Consider the following 16,208-nt stretch of genomic DNA (forward strand, 5'->3'; position numbering starts at 1 on the left):
AAGGGAAGAATTGGAGATTTCCGACGGAATGGTCATTTTTCTTTACGAATAAGAATATCAGATGATGAGAAAGAGTAAATCAGAACCCGAGGAGCTTCCTCAAATAACCTGAATGTGTCTGACTTACCGGGATCATGGAATCATCACTCATTTTAAGCAGGAACGTGGAATGAGTGTCCGGATAGATTTCCTGAATATGATTGACGTTTACAATGAAGGAGCGATGACAGCGGATAAAGGAACTTCCCGGCAGAAAGAAGTCGAATTCATTCAAAGAGTATTTATGTACTCCCGTGTGCCCTTCTCCTACGACGAACGTCTTTTTCGCTTTCGCTTCTATGTAAAGCACCTGTTCGAACTTCAACGGAATCCACCTGTCATTCTCTTTGACGGTGACCACGGACAGGGCACTGGTCAGCGTAGGGAAAATGGCAGTTACGCACCCGGCCAGTTCTCCTTCTATTTCATAGGGAACTGCCATGCCGTAATAAGGCACACCGAAAACGTCCCGGTCTATATATTCCGAGACTTTCTGCTTCGTGCTCAGGGCTTTGTAGGTAATCGTCCCTCTGGTGACCGGATCTCCGGCGCTGATTTTTAAATCAATCCGTTTACTGGGACGATAATAAACGTAATTCTCCGTATCCGATAAAGCGAGAGAAGTCTCTCCAGAGAACAGGTCTCCGATGACATCTACTAAAGTATGGGCGTTGACATTGATTTCAGATCATCCTTTTCCTTATACTTTTCTTTTATTGTAACATTGAAGAATATAAAAATCCCCGGGGCAGGCCGGCATTTCCATGTTAAAAGAGCAAGGAAAAGGGAACAGGTTTATAAATAGTGAACGAGTCAGTCACAGACAGGAGGAGTACGATGAAAATTCTGATTACAGGAACTACGGACGGAATCGGATTAGCAACGGCACGCATGCTGGCAGAAGAAGGCCACACTCTTCTGCTGCACGGGCGTAATGAAGAAAAGCTGAAAATGGTGGAAGAGGAACTGGGGAAAGAGAACGCTGAAACTTACGTAGCCGACCTTTCTGTACTTAAAGAGGTGAAAGCATTTGCCGACAGGGTTACGGATCATCATGATCGTCTCGATGTTCTCATTAATAATGCCGGAATATACAAAACGCCTGTGAAAACTACCGGGGACGGCCTGGATATCCGCTTTGCGGTCAACACGGTCGCTCCTTATTTACTCACAAGGCGTCTTCTTCCTCTCATGGACGGGTCAGGGCGTATCATCAATCTGTCCTCCGCAGCACAGCAGCCTGTCGACCTCGATAAGATGATGAAGCAAAAGGGAATCGGGGACGACGCAGCCTATGGTCAAAGTAAGCTGGCACTAACGATGTGGACAATCGGTATGGCAAAAAAGAGTGAACCGGTGATAGTAGCTGTTAATCCGATGTCTTTACTTGGGAGCAAAATGGTGAAAGAGGCGTTCGGAACAGATGGGCACGATATCAGTATCGGAGCCCGGGTTTTATATCAGGCTGCTGTATCCGATTCGTTTCGGGAAGCTTCCGGGAAGTATTACGATAACGATAAGGGTAATTTCGGAAATCCTCATCCGGATGCGGAGAACGATGAAAAAGTGCAGTCCCTGCTCCATACGCTGGATAGCATAACTGCACAAGTATAAATCTTGAAAGGCAGATAACGCTTTTTCTTCCTGTATCGTTCTATGAATAAAAGACACAACTACACCGCCATCTGTCGTACGGTGCAGTTGTGTCTTCTATTTTGTCGCATCGCTATTTCCCGGTAAAGAAGAAGTCAAAAGGTTAATCAGAGCTTTCACTTTTCAATTGTGTATATACTACTAGTCTGTCTTCTCTTCGGGTAGTATCTCCGACATAATCTCCGTAGCAGGTAACCAGGTTAAGACCACTCCGGTGGGTATAACCGAATATTTCTTCCATTGGAGCATCCTTGAACCCGTACACTTCTTTACCTGTCACTTCGAAAGTAAGTGTTTTCCCATCTTTGTTCTGAACGGAAACCTCATCGCCTTCTTTAAGTTCGTGCAGGTTATAAAACACTGCCGGATTTACGGTATCGTCAACGTGTCCTGCCATGACGGAGTTACCGGCAGCACCGGGCTTCGTTCCCGGTTCGAACCAGGCGACATTCTCAGATCCGTCCGGTACGCCCATACGCCCTTTCTCGTCGACTCCTGCTTGTTCGACTTCCGCTTCGACATCAATAGCCGGTATGGATAGTTTGGATGGGGTCACGGCTTCTCTTTCATCTTTAATAATCGGTTCGTCATAGTTACCGGTACTTTCCGCTTGTGCTTTCACTTCCGTTTTGTTTGTTTCCTGACTTTCTTCACTTTCCTTTACTTCGTCATTTGTATTCATACAGCCGCTCAATAATATAAGAATTGAAATGAGAAAATATTTAGGCATGAGTTTGCCTCCTTTACATAGCTTACGGAATAAGTTACACGTTGGATCATTATTTCTGCACGTCGCCTTTATTTATCGTCCGGTTGGAAACATTCGGTACGGATTACCGGCCGCTTCTATTATAATAGAAGCATATAGCGAGGAAGGGAGGTCCAGGGTATGAAAATCAACGTGGAAATCGATGAGGCGCTGGAACGAATGGAAGTTCTGATCCGGGCGAAAGAATGGAATGAGGAAGTGACTCTGCTTATGGAACGGTTACAAGAGAAAAGACGCTCTTATTTCAGTGGAATGAATGACGATACACGTCACATATTCAAACCTGAAGAGATTCTGTACCTCTATACAGAGAATAAGACGGTGATGGCTCGTACCGAAGACGGGAGATATCGAATGAAAGAGCGACTGTACGAGCTTGAAAAAGAACTGGCTGCGGATCACTTCGTAAGACTTTCGAAATCAGCGATAGCAAATCTCGACGCTCTGCAAAAATTTGAAGCTTCTTTCAATGGTACCCTGTGCGTTTATTTTAAAAACGGGGAGAAGGAGTACGTATCCCGGAAATACGTGTCCCAAATCAGGAATAAACTCGAAGGGAAAGGATGAAGAAAATGGGGAAGAAATTGATTTTCCAAAGCTTTGTCGGTATCTGTTTTGGAGCGCTTATCGCCGTATTGATGTATACCGGATTCTACGCAGCAGGGGCAGAATCCTTTGACGCCGCGCTATTTTTCAAAAATTCGGCGGCATCTATTTTCTGCGGCTGGTTTTTCAGTGTAGGGGCCCTGATATTCACATTTGAACATTGGACACTCAGGAAACGGACAATCGTACACTTCTTTATCGTCACTTCTCTCTATTTCATTCTTGGTATCGGTATCGGCTGGTTCCCGCTTACTTTCGCAGGGATGCTGTTCGGGATTCTGCTTTTTCTGACCGTATACATTTTAATCTGGGCGGGGTTCTATCTGTACTTTTATTTCCAGGCGAAAAAACTGAATGATTCCCTTAACGCGTAAAGATCGGCCGGGAGCCGGTCTTATTTTTTCAGGCAACGTCTCCAGCTTATTCTATACCCGGTATTTGTGGTATTCTTTTACTATAACACCCGTTTGGAAGGGTGAATAAGAAGGGGATGATGAACGATGGAAGACCTCTACTCTTCTACACTCGGAACGCTTGAACGAACGTTCATGCCATATGGTTCCGAATACCAGCATTATATTGATTTCCAGACTTTCAGAGATATGAAGCAGGTCGCTAAAGGGAAAAGACCTGTATATATTGACCTTGATATTGAAGAAATAGCTGAAATGAAAACGAGATACATCGTTGATTTGTCCTGGAAAGGAGTCTACATGACAGTAACGGTTCCACTGTCTTCCATGTTCCAGGCGACCGTTGAGATGTACGGTAAACCGCCGAGGCTGCTAATTGCCAGGCTGGAGAGAATAAACGGCCGGGAGGAAGATTCACTGGTCCCTACTTCATTGAAAGAAGAGTTCACTCGCAAAAAAGGGCTCGGAGAAACGCTCGGGGATTTTGCGACGAAACTTTTTTTGTTCCTTGACTCTTATCTGGAACACAACGTGACCGGGATACGTGAAGAAGGCCCTCCTGATAATCCGGTGAGCGAACAGGCGGCGGAGATATTCGAAGGGTGGGTGTTTCCTTTCGCTGAAAGTGATCCGGAGCTGCAGGCAGACTGGAGAAGCTTAAAAAAACGTACGCAGAAGCAGTTTGAACGGATCGATAAACTCGATATAGAGGATCAGCACGCGCTGGAAACGATGATTCTTAAAGATGTTCCTGTTTTCTTGGATTCTTTTTCCAGTCTGTCGCCTGAAAATAAACAGAAGAAAAAAGAGGAACTGAAGGAAACGATGGAGGACTTACGAAAGTTCATCGAAAGGCTGGAAGCGAAAGAAGAAGAAACTTATACAAAGAATTTTGCAAGAAGCAAAGGTATCATCACCACGAAATATAAAGACTCCGGACAGGAGATGTTTTCATCCGGAGAAGAAGATCCGTACTGAAAATCGAAACCCTTCCCCTCGTCGCTGCGTATTACAGATAGACGTCCGCTTTTGCCGTACGAGTCAACAAGGCATACGGTTTTATCGATACCTTATAAGGAGAGATGCGACATGAGTAAGGAGTTTGAAAATAAAAGTATAGAAGCAGAAATGGATGAGCAGGATCTGAAGGAAGCGAAGACGCTGATTAAACAGGAAGATATGGAACGTTTGAACCGGGAAGCCGAATCCTACGCCGGTCAGTTCGACAAAGCCGAAGACGGTTCGGTTTCGGAGGTGTTGAAGGAGCTCGGTGATCTCGGTGAGAAAGAACAGCGGGTGGCCGGAGAAACGATGGATTCCCTCAAAAGACCGGTGAACGATCTCATGAATAAAAGTAACAATGACATCCCGCGGACGCTGAATGAATTGAAGAACGTAGTTTCCGATCTGGATCCGAAACAGACGGAAGGGAATGCAGTGACCAAATTTTTTTACAAAATGAGCAACAAAAAACCGATCGAGCGCTACATGAAGAAATACGAAACCGTGGACGGACGTATTGAAACGATCGTCCGCAGTTTACTTGCCGGTAAGGACCGACTGGAAGAGGACAGTGTGGAGCTCGGCTTAATTAAGGAAAGTGCACGGGAGCGTATATACGAGCTGGAAAAGCAGATCTATCTCGGAAAGAAACTGTTCCAGCTTCTGAAGGAAAAAGAAGGAACCGGAGAACACGACGATGCACTGATTGAAGAGGGAAAAGAGAAAATTATCACACGGACGAGAAATATGACGCAGATGAAAAGCGTACTCATTCAAAGTATTTCATCTGTGGACATCATTAAAAGAAACAATGAAAAACTGAAAGAATCTATTCGGAATGCGGTAACGCTCACCAAAAATATTATTACCGTCTCCGCAACGATTCAGCTGGCGCTCAATAACCAGAAAGAAGTAATCGATACGGTGAATGGTGTGAATAAAGCGACGGAAGAGATGCTGTTATCCAACTCCAGGAATTTACGGGATAACACGAAAGAAGCGACTTCCATGATGGAAAATCCTGCCATCAGCATTGAAGCGCTTCAGGAATCTTTCGATAATGTGTTTGAAGCTCTGGAGACGACCGAACAGTCGTCGGAGCGAATCATCGCTTCCAGTGAACAGTTTATTGAAGAAATGGACCAGCTGAACGCCAACGTTCGAAAAAAGCTGGCAGGATCCGGGGAAGCCGGGCAAAGAACGCTTCGTGACTGAAGCGTTCTTTTTATGTGCCATTCCTCATAGTGCGACAGGGAGGAGGGGGAACGAAACTGCAATTCCCGGCAGGTCTTCATCTGGACACAAACCTGTTGCCGGTAACCCAGAAACGCCAGGGGAAGTCTCTGGCTTCCTCTGAATTATCGATACCGATGCGGGGACCGGTGGAAATGTGTTCAGGAGTGAAACCCTTAGCAATGTACAACGGGGGTTCCCCGTAAGGATGCCCGTAGTCGTTTTTCACGATACCGAGCGCTTTCGTAAGTTTGCCGGGGCCGCTCGTAAGTTCCTTTTCCTTTTTATCCCCGCGTCTTTTGTACATAAGATCTATCCCCCGGACAGGTTCGACGGCACGTATGAGAATCGCTTCCGGTTCTCCCTGTTCTCCCGCCACCACGTTTACAAGACAGTGGGTGTGCATAACGTATGTGTAGGCATGTCCGGCTTCTCCGAACATCACTTCCGTACGTTTGGTACGTTTATAGTTGTAGCTGTGGGCCGCCTTGTCCACAGCTCCGATATATACTTCGGTCTCTACGATATAACCGGAAGCTGTTCCTTCTTCCGTCTCTTTGATCAGCTCACAGCCGAGCAGGTTCTGCGCAAGTGTAAGGGCCGGCTGCTGAAAAAATGAAGCAGGCATTAGTTCCATGTTAATTCACCTCGAAAGTAATGATACCATACCTGAACAGACTGAAACGTAAGGAGAGCTCATCACTTGAGCCCGGGTATGATAGAATATTGAAATACAGTTTCTGCATGGAAGGGAAAGGGGTGGAAATCAGTGATTATTAAACCTTGCAACAGAGTCGAGGTTCCTATGGAACTCCTGCTGGAAGCGGATCCGATGAAAGATCATGTCATCGACTACATAAACCGGGGAGACGTGTTTGTCGCAGAGGAAGCCGGGGAAGTCATCGGTGTTATGGTACTCCTCCCGACCCGGCCGGGTACACTGGAAGTAGTGAATATAGCTGTTTCAGGTTCTCACCGGGGCAAAGGAGTGGGATCCCGGCTTTTACAATTTGCTGCTGAGGCTGCTGAAGGGTATGAAAATATGGAAACTGGAACGGGGAACTCAAGCATCGGCCAGCTGTTGTTTTATCAGCGCAACGGATTTCGTATTGATCACGTAGATAAAGACTTTTTCATAAAACAGTACGAGGATGATATATGGGAAAACGGCATACAGTGCCGTGATATGATACGATTGGTGAAGACGATTGAATGAAGATTGAAAGAGGGATACCATGCTGAAAATATTCGATTATGTAATACTGCCGCTTATTATTGTCGGCATAGCCGTGCTGGTCTTTGATTTGCCTTTCGTCCCTGCAGTAATTGGTGCTTACATCGGGATATGTATTGCGATTGTTCTGAGAAGAAGACGGGAGAACAAGGAAGGCCGGACGAATGGATGAACAGAAGTTGATCCAGCAGCATCTGGCGAATGAACGTACATACCTGGCCTGGATCCGTACGGCGATTGCCCTGGTCGGTATCGGATTTCTGGCCACGACTCTGCACATAAATGCAGGTCCCGGGGAAGGGGAAACGGAAGAGACACTTGTGCTGACCGTCAGTATCGGTGCTCTCGCACTTGGGATATTGACTATCGTCGGCTCTACTGTCAATTACTATACCATCCGGAAGAATATCAATGAGAGCCGTTTCCGTTCCTCAAGTTGGCTCATCGGGTTCATGACGAGTATAGCCGTACTGCTGGTGCTTCTCGTAGGCGTATATATTTTCGCTGTCAATTAAGGGGAGGAGTAAAAATGGAATTTACTTCTATCAACGTGAAAAAGGAAAGAGACACGGTACTCCGGTTCAGGAGAGAAGTTTTTCAGGAAAGTTTTGGCAGTTCGGATTCTATGAACGAAGAAGATTATCTGGACTGGTTACAGAAGAAGGCGGAAGAATTTCCCGACGGTATGAAACTTGTGAAGAAAAAAGGGGAGCCGATCGGCCAACTGGAACTGTCGGTCCGGGAGTTCAGGGGGCGGATCATCGGTTACGTTCACCTGTTTTACCTTGAGAAAGAATGGCGGGACCTCGGCTTTGGCTTAAATTTGTATAATTACGCCATGAAATTTTTTCGTGAAAAAGATATCACTGAATTTCACCTGCGTGTCGCTCCTGAGAACAGGAGAGCGATAGCTTTTTATAAAAAATTAGGGATGAAAGAGGCAGGAGAAGAATTGAATGGGAAAGTAATAAGAATGACCGGGAGTGTTAATACATGGAACTTGTAGAACTGACGACGAAACAGGATATTACCAAGGCTTTCGCTGTAGTGAATGAATTACGTACGAACCTCGATCTGAACAAGTATTCGGAACTTGTGACGGAAGCGATGGAACGGGATAATTACCATATGTTCGGTATGATGGAGGAAGAGGAAATCGTTGCAGTCGCAGGATTCAAACCGGCTGTAAGCCTTTACTATGGACGACTCGTATGGATTGAAGACCTTGTAGTTACAAATGAAAAACGGAATTACGGGTACGGGGAAATGATGCTTCACTTCGTTGAGCAATGGGCCGCGCAGAATAAATATGATCACGTAGCTCTATCTTCAGGAATGGCTCAGTCGCATGCCCACAAGTTTTATGAAGAAAAGATGGACTATGAGAAGACCGGGTATGTTTTTCTGAAAAAGAATGTATGACAGGGGAGGTTCAAAATATGAAAGGTGAAAGAATCGTGGAACTGCTGGAGACGGATTACCCGATTATACAGGCAGGAATGGCCGGAGGAGTGACGACACCCGAGCTGGTGGCTGCTGTCTCTGAAGCCGGCGGGTTCGGTACGATAGGAGCCGGCTATATGGAGGCGGAAGCGATGAAGGATTCAATCCGGGAAGTGAAAAAACATACGGAAAAACCTTTTGGCGTTAATTTGTTTGTCCCTGGCCATCCTTCTTCAAGCCTCGAAGAAGAAGAGAAAGCTATGCGTGCCCTTCATCCTTTCAGAGAAGAACTTGGGATGGAGGCGGCCGTGAACCCTGATATTCCGTATGTTTTCGGTGAACAGATAGAAGGGATTCTGGCAGAAAAGGTACCTGTAGTCAGCTTCACTTTCGGTATTCCGCCGGAAGAGGTGATCCGTTCCCTGAAGCAGTCCGGCATAAAAGTGATGGGCACTGCCACGACAGTGGAAGAAGCGGTGCTCAACGAAGAAGCGGGGATGGATGCAATCGTCGCCCAGGGAGCAGAAGCCGGAGGCCACCGGGGGACGTTCCACGTTTCATTCGAAAAAGGAATGATCGGCCTGATGTCGCTTATTCCGCAGATCACCGACCATGTATCCATTCCGGTTATAGCGGCCGGAGGTATTATGGATAAAAGGGGGATAGCCGCGGCAGTTGCTCTTGGAGCGGAAGGTGTTCAACTTGGCACGGCCTTCGTGACGAGTAAGGAAAGTGGTGCGAAACGCGTACACAAAGGTGCTATCCTTGAAGCGACAGAAGCTGACACTGTCGTGACCGATGTGTTCAGCGGGAAGCCGGCCCGCGGGATTGAGAACCGGTTCATCCGCGAAATGGACGGCCGGACGATTCTTGAATATCCCCTTCAGAACGCGTTGACAAAACCGATCCGTAAGGAAGCCGGACGGCTGCAGAAGACGGAGTTTATGTCTCTATGGTCGGGGCAGAGTCCAAGACTCTCCGAGGATAGTGCTGCAGCTGACATTATCCGGAAGTTGTCAGAGTACTGGAAAGAGAGCTTATAGAAGAGAACATTGAAAGCAGCTGCAGGGGACCCGCCTCTGCAGCTGCTTTTAATATATAGACTCCTCGGGAACCTTCAAATAAAACGATGATTTTTTTATTGACTTCTTTTTTTTGTGACCCTAAAATCTATTAAGTGTTATTAAGAAACCCGAGAGATCGGAGGGATAGTAAGTGAAACATCGTTTCAGAAATCTTATTGTATTATTCACGGCATCAGTCGTTTTGGCTTTTGCGTTTAACTTCTTCCTGCTGCCGCATGAAGTTCTATCGGGCGGCGTAACCGGGCTGGCTATGATATTCGGCCTGCTGACCCCGTTAAGTTCAGGAATCTGGCTCATCGTATTCAACATACCGGTTCTGATCATCGGCTGGATGAAACTCGGAAAAGAGTTCATCGCCAACAGTGTGTTTTCCGTGGCAGTAACGTCGGTGGCCATGCTCTATGTGCCGGTGCTTCAAGTAACAGAGGATGCGCTTTTGTCTTCCGTATTCGGGGGAGTCATTGTCGGCGCATGTATCGGTATCATTATCCGTTTTTATGGATCCACCGGAGGGTTTGACGTTATCGGATTGGTTCTTACCTTGAAACGTGATCTGCCTCTTGGCGTTCTTGTGTTCGGTCTGAATAGTCTCGTCGTGTTCGCTTCCGGGTTTTTCTTTACCTGGGAACTCGCACTTTACACACTGGCTTCCATTTACATTACCGGAATCGTAGTGGACCGTATCCACACTCGTCACATTAAACTTAGTCTTATGGTGGTAACAGATCAGGATCAGAAGCTCCGTGGTGAACTGATTGGAAATCTTATACGCGGCATTACGGTGATGAACGCTCAAGGGGGATATTCCAACGAGGAACGGAAGGTTCTGTACACGGTGATTTCCCGCTACGAGCTGGCACTTGTCAAGTCCATCATTCAGGACGTTGATCCGCGGGCTTTCGTGAGCGTGACGGAAACCGTAGAAGTGCTCGGTAACTTCCGACGCTCATAAGTTTTGTTAATCGTCTCTTCATGCAGAGGAGGCGATTTTTTTGCATAAAAAGAGCGACTTTCTTCAGTAAATGAAAAAAGCGCTCTTCCTGGAGGTTCACTGTTTTATAGAAGTCCATGAATTATTTAACAACAACCACAGGACATTGAATATACTTCACTAACTTATGGCTGACGCTGCCGAGAATCAACGTCTGGAATTTATTCCGTCCCCGGCTTCCGACGAGCACACAGTCGTAGTCGCCTTCGTTCGCATATTCAATCAGCGTCTCGGCGGGTTGACCGTGCAAAATCGTAATGTCTGCTGCAAGCCCCTTTGCCTCGATATATTCGATGGTGGACTGGAATTTTTCTTTCCGTTTCAGGGAAGCGGTGTCGGAATCCCCATATTTCAATACGTCTTTTTTAGACTGATCACCATCTACAGCGTAAACAACTTCAATATGAACTTTATCTTTGTAGGGATCCACCATTTTCAAGGCTTCGTCGATCGCTCGATGTGAATGTTCGGATCCGTCGGATGCTAAAAGTATTTTTGTGTACATAACAGAACTCCCTTACGGTTTATTAGGAGGAGCTTTTGGAAACTCCCCCTACTTTTTCAAGTAAACGTCTGCTTTCTGCGTTAATTCCGACAAACGTAACGTCGATACCTTTTTGGTCAAACTTGGCTTCTACACTATCCAGGGCTCCGATCGCTGAATCATCCCACAGGTGAGATTCGCTTAAATCAATGATCACTTCTTTTACAGAAGGGATTTCATTAAATTCGATAGATTCCTGGAATTCGGTAACAGAGGCGAAGAACAGTTGCCCCTGTACATAGTATATACGTTTTTGTGCTTCGTTCATATACAAGGATAAAACACGGACCCTGGAGATTTTAACCGCAAAGAAAATCATGCTCAGTACAACCCCGGCCAGCACACCGTAAGCAAGGTTGTGAGTCACGACGACAGTCACCACCGTGATGACCATAACTGCTGCGTCGGAAAGCGGGGTCTTATGGATGTTACGTACAGAACCCCAGTCGAAAGTTCCGATGGATACCATGATCATGACTCCGGCAAGGGCAGCCATCGGGATCTGTACGACGACGTTTCCGAGGACTACGATGAGAAACATAAGAAAAACCCCGGCTACCAGAGTAGACAAACGTCCGCGTCCCCCGGACTTGACGTTGATGACGGACTGACCGATCATAGCGCAGCCCGCCATACCGCCGAAGCATCCGGCCACGACGTTGGCTATTCCCTGGCCGCGGCTCTCTTTATTTTTATCACTTTCCGTGTCGGTGAAATCATCGACGATCGAGGCTGTCAGTAATGATTCAAGCAATCCGACAATCGTCAGTGCCATAGCATACGGAAATATAATCGCCAACGTTTCGAAATTGAGCGGTATATCGGGAAGTGCGAAAATAGGAAGAGTTTGCGTAAGTTCTCCCATACTCCCGACATTCCTCACGTCAATCCCCATCGTTACGACGATGACACTCATAACTATAATAGCGACGAGCGTGGAGGGGATTGTCTTATTAATCAGAGGGAAGAGGTAGATGATGGCAAGTGTAGCTCCGACAAGAACGTAAACAATCCAGCCTTCCCCTTCGAAATGCTGGAGCTGTGAGGTGAAAATAAGAATAGCCAGTGCATTTACGAAGCCGACCATAACTGATTTTGGTATGAATTTCATAAAACGGGCCAGCTTAAATACCCCGAGAATAATCTGCAGAACCCCCGTTAAAATGGTGGTGGCCAGTAAGTACTCGAGCCCGTGTTCCGCCACGAGCGTTACCATTAGCAGAGCCATCGCTCCTGTAGCTGCCGAGACCATGCCTGGTCTGCCTCCGACGAATGCAATGACTACCGCAATACAAAAGGAAGCGTAGAGACCGACCATGGGATCGACTCCTGCTATAATTGAAAAGGCGATCGCTTCAGGGATGAGAGCCAAAGCTACTACAATACCTGACAGAATGTCGCCGCGAACGTTTCCGAACCATTCCTGTTTCAAAGTTGATGAAAACATGGGTACCCTCTTTCTTTTATAAGTTTATGTTAATTCATTAATGATAGTAATGAATATGGAACCATTGATTTAAAATGATTTATAATGGACTATAATAGAGTATAATATAAACGGCTGAATTACAATGAGAATTTAAGGGAGCGGGGGTCGTAATATATACCGTATTACCGTATTTTGATTGTGAAACAGGAGTGAAACGCGTACACTTACAATAGCAGAATAGAAATGAAGGGCGGTTGCTGATGGATAACGAACGTGAAATTATGACGGTGGCTCAGGTTGCGGAGTATCTGCAGATCAGTGAAGTGACCACGTATAAACTGGTGCAGGACGGACGGATTCCCGGGTTCAAAATCGGGAGGCACTGGAGAGTGAGGAAAGAAGATCTCAGGGAGCACATAGCTAAGCTGGCACACGGAGAACATCTGTAAAAAAACGTACAACAAACTGCCGGATATATAAAAGAAGAGGAGCGGACTTAATCCTGCTCCTCTTCTTCATGAAACCATAAAGGATCTTCAATATCCGCTTCCCCGTTATAGTTGATGAAAATTTCTTCATCCGGCTGTATATCACGGTAAGCATAGAAATCAAAAGAATGGTTGTCGAAATTTATTTCATAAATGGCGTTCGGCTCATAAGAATGATTGAACATCATACCGTAACCGAGCAAAAAGGCGGTGTGATTTTCTCCATACTCAAAAGCGTAGTCGGCCAGATACGTTTTTTCAATATGCTTATGCTGTTCGTTCGGGTAGGGAAGCACCGGTGCCCGGTGGAAGCGGGTTCCTTTACTGATCATTTGAGAGGCGAACACCCCTTTGTTGAATTCATCTTCGACGTCTGTAATTTGAGAAGTACGTACTTCTATCAATCCATCACCTGCTTTTCTTTGATAATTGATTCAGTATGGCAGGGTTCAGTGATAAAAGCAACCGTAAGTCGATACTCGGACTTACTCTGTTTCAATGGGGACATGTACAAAATCGCTTTATGTGCAAAGGTCTCCAGGGTTAACCGGAGCTGTAGGTGAAGAAATGAAAGTCAGCAGGGAATATACAGGTACGTATTATAATACTTCCTGATATTCTTCCGAACGGGCAATCACTTCTTTCACTAACACTTCCATTGCATCCAGACAATTATCGTACAGTTCATTCTTTTCCCCGAACACGGATAATTCCGTACAGGCCAGAATGATTACGTCACTGCCTGCAGCAATCAATTCCTGATAGGCACGGTCAAATTTCGATCTGTCACCCGGCAGACCTTTTTTTATTTCATCATAAATAAGAGACATGACATCTTCCTGTCCTGCTTCGGACGGAGCCACGAGTTCTACACCCATCTCCTCGCATTCTTTTCGATAAATTCCTGTCCGTATCGTTCCGGTAGTTGCCATGATGCCAATTTTTTTAACGTCATCAAAATTACTTACTGCGGAAGCGACGCTTTCTTTCGGCATATGAATAATCGGGACGGAGGTCTCTTCCTGAATGATGTTATAAAAATAGTGGGTCGTGTTACAGGGGATGGCAATGTTCTGAACGTTTATCTTCTCCAGCAATTGAATATCCTGAACAATCCTGTTGATAAATTCCTCGTCGTCCCCCGTCAGAATAGCTTCTGTCCGGTCCGGCAGACTTGCATGATTTAAAATGACGGTGTCAATGTGATCCTGATCCTTTTTTACTTCCGTATGAGCGACAACTTCCTTGAAGAAATAACTTGTCGCCTCAGAGCCCATGCCGCCTATTACGCCTAGTTTATATTCCATATTGAACTCCTCTTTGCTGATTATTGATAATACTTTTGATGCGTCAAAAAGACTGAGATCATCTGCTTCTAAAGTAAAAGAACGTTTGGACTGATGGAAGACAATATTTACTTCTTCATCTCCCTGTACGTATTTAAAAGCAGATTCTTCAGTACGTTATGGTTGATTATACATTATATCAAAATTCGCAGATACAAAGTATAGAAAACTATTTTTCGTGAAGGACAGGTGCTTCTCTCTCCGTAACGATAACTTCATGTAAAGATAACAGGTATAAGCGGCTTTTTACAAATTTTATCGATGGGCGCCACTTTCAGTGAATAATCTTTGATAGTCCGGCTTTATTACTGCTTGAAGTTTTGTCGAATTTTCTGATGCAATTTCAAGTCTGAAAAAAATTTTTATTTATGGTAAAGTAAAATCATTCAGTTTTCCCGGCTGGATTTCAAAAGTGTGTGAAATCCTCTCTGATATAAGTGTATGCCGGTAATTCGGACTGTGTCACAATCAATAGTCAGGAAAATAAACGAATGGATAAAGGAGTTATGATTATGTCTGGAAATCAATTCGGTGTCATCGGTCTTGCCGTTATGGGTAAGAATTTAGCTATGAATGTTGAAAGTCGCGGCTACTCCGTTTCGGTATTTAATCGTACTTTCGAGAAAACGGAAGAGTTTGTAAATAACGAAGTGAAAGGCAGAAACTTCACAGGAACAGAGACAGTGGAAGAGTTCGTTGCTTCGCTGGAGAAGCCCCGGAAAATTATGCTTATGGTAAAAGCGGGACCGGCGACGGACGCAACCATCCAGTCGTTACTTCCTCACCTTGATAAAGGAGACGTACTTATCGATGGAGGAAACACTCTTTATGAGGAAACGATGCGTCGTAATGAAGAACTTGCCGAATCCGGTATTCATTTCATCGGTACCGGAGTCTCCGGTGGAGAAGAAGGAGCCCTGAAAGGACCTTCAATTATGCCGGGCGGCCAGAAAGAAGCATATGAACTTGTACGGCCGATTTTTGAAGACATCTCCGCGAAAGTGAATGGCGACCCATGTACGACATATATTGGTCCGGACGGTGCCGGTCATTTCGTTAAAATGGTGCACAATGGTATTGAATACGGGGATATGCAGCTTATCTCCGAAGCGTATCATCTGTTGAAGGACGTTGCAGGAATGGACGATACCGAGCTGCATGAGACATTTAAGAAATGGAATGAAGGCGAACTTGATTCCTACCTTATGGAAATTACAGCCGATATTTTCACGAAGAAAGACGAGGAGACAGGTAAACCGATGGTAGACGTAATTCTGGATTCTGCCGGACAGAAAGGTACCGGAAAATGGACGAGCAAAAATGCTCTGGACCTTGGAGTGCCACTTCCTTTAATTACAGAAGCCGTCTTTGCCCGCTTCATTTCTTCTCTGAAAGAGGAAAGAGTGGCTGCGAGTAAAGTTTTCTCCGGACCGGAAATTTCCTTTGAGGAAGACAGAGAGGAGCTTATCGAAGCGATCCGCAAGGCTTTGTATATGAGTAAAATCTGCTCCTACGCACAAGGGTTTGCTCAAATGAGAAAAGCAAGTGACGAAAACGGCTGGGATTTGAAGTATGGTGATATCGCTATGATCTGGAGAGGTGGATGTATTATTCGCGCAGGCTTCCTCCAGAAGATAAAAGAAGCTTATGATCGTGATCCGGATCTTGATAATCTGTTGCTCGATGATTATTTCAGGAACATCGTTGAAAGTTATCAGGATGCCCTTCGTACAGTCGTCAGCATTGCTGTGAAAAATGGTATTCCAGTGCCGACTCTTCAAAGCGCAATCGCCTACTACGACAGTTATCGTACGGCCGATTTACCTGCGAACCTCATTCAGGCGCAGCGTGACTATTTCGGAGCTCATACGTATAAGCGTAAAGACAAAGAAGGAACGTTCCATACCGAATGGTTGAAGTAATATAATTCACC

General features: G+C 45.6%; 21 protein-coding genes. 14 read left to right on the forward strand and 7 right to left on the reverse strand.

The features are described from left to right. Positions 1-79: 79 nt before the first annotated feature. Entirely contained in the window at positions 80-721 is a 642-nt protein-coding gene (locus BW931_RS01735; RefSeq protein WP_076569460.1) for a LytTR family DNA-binding domain-containing protein, read from the reverse strand. A gap of 155 nt (positions 722-876) precedes the next feature. Between BW931_RS01735 and BW931_RS01740 the strand changes: the two genes are divergently transcribed. Further along, positions 877-1,653, forward strand: coding sequence for an SDR family NAD(P)-dependent oxidoreductase (locus BW931_RS01740; RefSeq protein ID WP_076569462.1), 777 nt, complete (start codon positions 877-879; stop codon positions 1,651-1,653). Between the two features lie 142 nt (positions 1,654-1,795). Here the strand turns inward: BW931_RS01740 and BW931_RS01745 are convergent, their stop codons facing one another. Next, positions 1,796-2,422: a class F sortase gene (locus BW931_RS01745; RefSeq protein ID WP_076569464.1), complete on the reverse strand. Its 627-nt coding sequence runs from the start codon at positions 2,420-2,422 to the stop codon at positions 1,796-1,798. Positions 2,423-2,581: 159 nt separating this feature from the next. Here BW931_RS01745 and BW931_RS01750 point away from each other — a divergent pair, with 159 nt between their 5' ends. The 4 genes from BW931_RS01750 (at position 2,582) to BW931_RS01765 (ending at position 5,697) form a co-directional block, all read left to right on the forward strand. Beyond that, positions 2,582-3,028, forward strand: coding sequence for a LytTR family DNA-binding domain-containing protein (locus BW931_RS01750; protein WP_076569465.1), 447 nt, complete (start codon positions 2,582-2,584; stop codon positions 3,026-3,028). Positions 3,029-3,033: 5 nt separating this feature from the next. Further along, the gene (locus BW931_RS01755; protein WP_076569467.1) at positions 3,034-3,441 is read left to right on the forward strand and encodes a DUF3021 domain-containing protein; all 408 of its coding nucleotides are present in this window, start codon (positions 3,034-3,036) and stop codon (positions 3,439-3,441) included. Positions 3,442-3,567: 126 nt separating this feature from the next. After that, positions 3,568-4,458 (forward strand): hypothetical protein, encoded by an 891-nt coding sequence (locus BW931_RS01760; protein WP_076569469.1) that lies wholly within the window; start codon positions 3,568-3,570, stop codon positions 4,456-4,458. Between the two features lie 111 nt (positions 4,459-4,569). Continuing rightward, a complete protein-coding gene (locus BW931_RS01765) occupies positions 4,570-5,697 on the forward strand; it encodes a toxic anion resistance protein (protein WP_084193823.1) in 1,128 nt (375 codons plus the stop codon). 76 nt (positions 5,698-5,773) lie between these two features. On the opposite strand, the gene BW931_RS01770 is transcribed toward BW931_RS01765, so the two are convergent. After that, positions 5,774-6,352: a DNA-3-methyladenine glycosylase gene (locus tag BW931_RS01770; RefSeq protein ID WP_076569472.1), complete on the reverse strand. Its 579-nt coding sequence runs from the start codon at positions 6,350-6,352 to the stop codon at positions 5,774-5,776. A gap of 132 nt (positions 6,353-6,484) precedes the next feature. Between BW931_RS01770 and BW931_RS01775 the strand changes: the two genes are divergently transcribed. The 7 genes from BW931_RS01775 to BW931_RS01800 all read left to right on the forward strand — a co-directional run bounded on the left by BW931_RS01775 (position 6,485) and on the right by BW931_RS01800 (position 10,429). Then, positions 6,485-6,931: a GNAT family N-acetyltransferase gene (locus tag BW931_RS01775; RefSeq protein ID WP_234972553.1), complete on the forward strand. Its 447-nt coding sequence runs from the start codon at positions 6,485-6,487 to the stop codon at positions 6,929-6,931. 19 nt (positions 6,932-6,950) lie between these two features. After that, on the forward strand, positions 6,951-7,121 hold the full coding sequence (locus tag BW931_RS13450) for a hypothetical protein (protein WP_156330867.1): 171 nt from the start codon (positions 6,951-6,953) through the stop codon (positions 7,119-7,121). Beyond that, positions 7,114-7,464 carry a YidH family protein gene (locus BW931_RS01780; protein ID WP_076569476.1) on the forward strand — a complete coding sequence of 117 codons (351 nt, stop codon included), beginning with the start codon at positions 7,114-7,116 and terminating at the stop codon, positions 7,462-7,464. The genes BW931_RS13450 and BW931_RS01780 overlap by 8 nt, the downstream gene beginning before the upstream one ends. A gap of 14 nt (positions 7,465-7,478) precedes the next feature. Beyond that, a complete protein-coding gene (locus tag BW931_RS01785; RefSeq protein ID WP_076569479.1) occupies positions 7,479-7,955 on the forward strand; it encodes a GNAT family N-acetyltransferase in 477 nt (158 codons plus the stop codon). After that, positions 7,943-8,371, forward strand: a complete 429-nt coding sequence (locus BW931_RS01790; protein ID WP_076569482.1) for a GNAT family N-acetyltransferase — start codon at positions 7,943-7,945, stop codon at positions 8,369-8,371. The genes BW931_RS01785 and BW931_RS01790 overlap by 13 nt, the downstream gene beginning before the upstream one ends. Positions 8,372-8,388: 17 nt before the next feature. After that, positions 8,389-9,435, forward strand: a complete 1,047-nt coding sequence (locus BW931_RS01795; RefSeq protein WP_076569484.1) for an NAD(P)H-dependent flavin oxidoreductase — start codon at positions 8,389-8,391, stop codon at positions 9,433-9,435. A 172-nt stretch (positions 9,436-9,607) separates the two neighbouring features. Continuing rightward, complete coding sequence (locus tag BW931_RS01800; protein WP_076569486.1) at positions 9,608-10,429, forward strand: YitT family protein; 822 nt, start codon at positions 9,608-9,610, stop codon at positions 10,427-10,429. Positions 10,430-10,550: 121 nt separating this feature from the next. Here BW931_RS01800 and BW931_RS01805 read toward each other — a convergent pair whose 3' ends face one another. Both BW931_RS01805 and BW931_RS01810 read right to left on the reverse strand, forming a co-directional pair. After that, positions 10,551-10,973 (reverse strand): universal stress protein, encoded by a 423-nt coding sequence (locus BW931_RS01805; protein ID WP_076569489.1) that lies wholly within the window; start codon positions 10,971-10,973, stop codon positions 10,551-10,553. 22 nt (positions 10,974-10,995) lie between these two features. Continuing rightward, positions 10,996-12,459: a SulP family inorganic anion transporter gene (locus BW931_RS01810; RefSeq protein ID WP_076569491.1), complete on the reverse strand. Its 1,464-nt coding sequence runs from the start codon at positions 12,457-12,459 to the stop codon at positions 10,996-10,998. A 242-nt stretch (positions 12,460-12,701) separates the two neighbouring features. Here BW931_RS01810 and BW931_RS01815 point away from each other — a divergent pair, with 242 nt between their 5' ends. Further along, positions 12,702-12,890: a helix-turn-helix domain-containing protein gene (locus tag BW931_RS01815; RefSeq protein WP_076569493.1), complete on the forward strand. Its 189-nt coding sequence runs from the start codon at positions 12,702-12,704 to the stop codon at positions 12,888-12,890. 47 nt (positions 12,891-12,937) lie between these two features. Here BW931_RS01815 and BW931_RS01820 read toward each other — a convergent pair whose 3' ends face one another. Together BW931_RS01820 and cuyB are read right to left on the reverse strand one after the other, a co-directional pair. Further along, positions 12,938-13,333: an SET domain-containing protein gene (locus tag BW931_RS01820; RefSeq protein ID WP_008589502.1), complete on the reverse strand. Its 396-nt coding sequence runs from the start codon at positions 13,331-13,333 to the stop codon at positions 12,938-12,940. A 195-nt stretch (positions 13,334-13,528) separates the two neighbouring features. Continuing rightward, positions 13,529-14,236 (reverse strand): cysteate racemase, encoded by a 708-nt coding sequence (gene cuyB / locus BW931_RS01825; RefSeq protein WP_008589505.1) that lies wholly within the window; start codon positions 14,234-14,236, stop codon positions 13,529-13,531. Between the two features lie 551 nt (positions 14,237-14,787). On the opposite strand from cuyB, the gene gndA reads away from it, so the two are divergent. Beyond that, the gene (gene gndA, locus BW931_RS01830; protein ID WP_076569646.1) at positions 14,788-16,197 is read left to right on the forward strand and encodes an NADP-dependent phosphogluconate dehydrogenase; all 1,410 of its coding nucleotides are present in this window, start codon (positions 14,788-14,790) and stop codon (positions 16,195-16,197) included. The last annotated feature ends 11 nt before the right edge of the window (positions 16,198-16,208 follow it).

The organism is Salimicrobium salexigens, assembly GCF_900156705.1.
Taxonomy (GTDB): domain Bacteria; phylum Bacillota; class Bacilli; order Bacillales; family Halobacillaceae; genus Salimicrobium; species Salimicrobium album.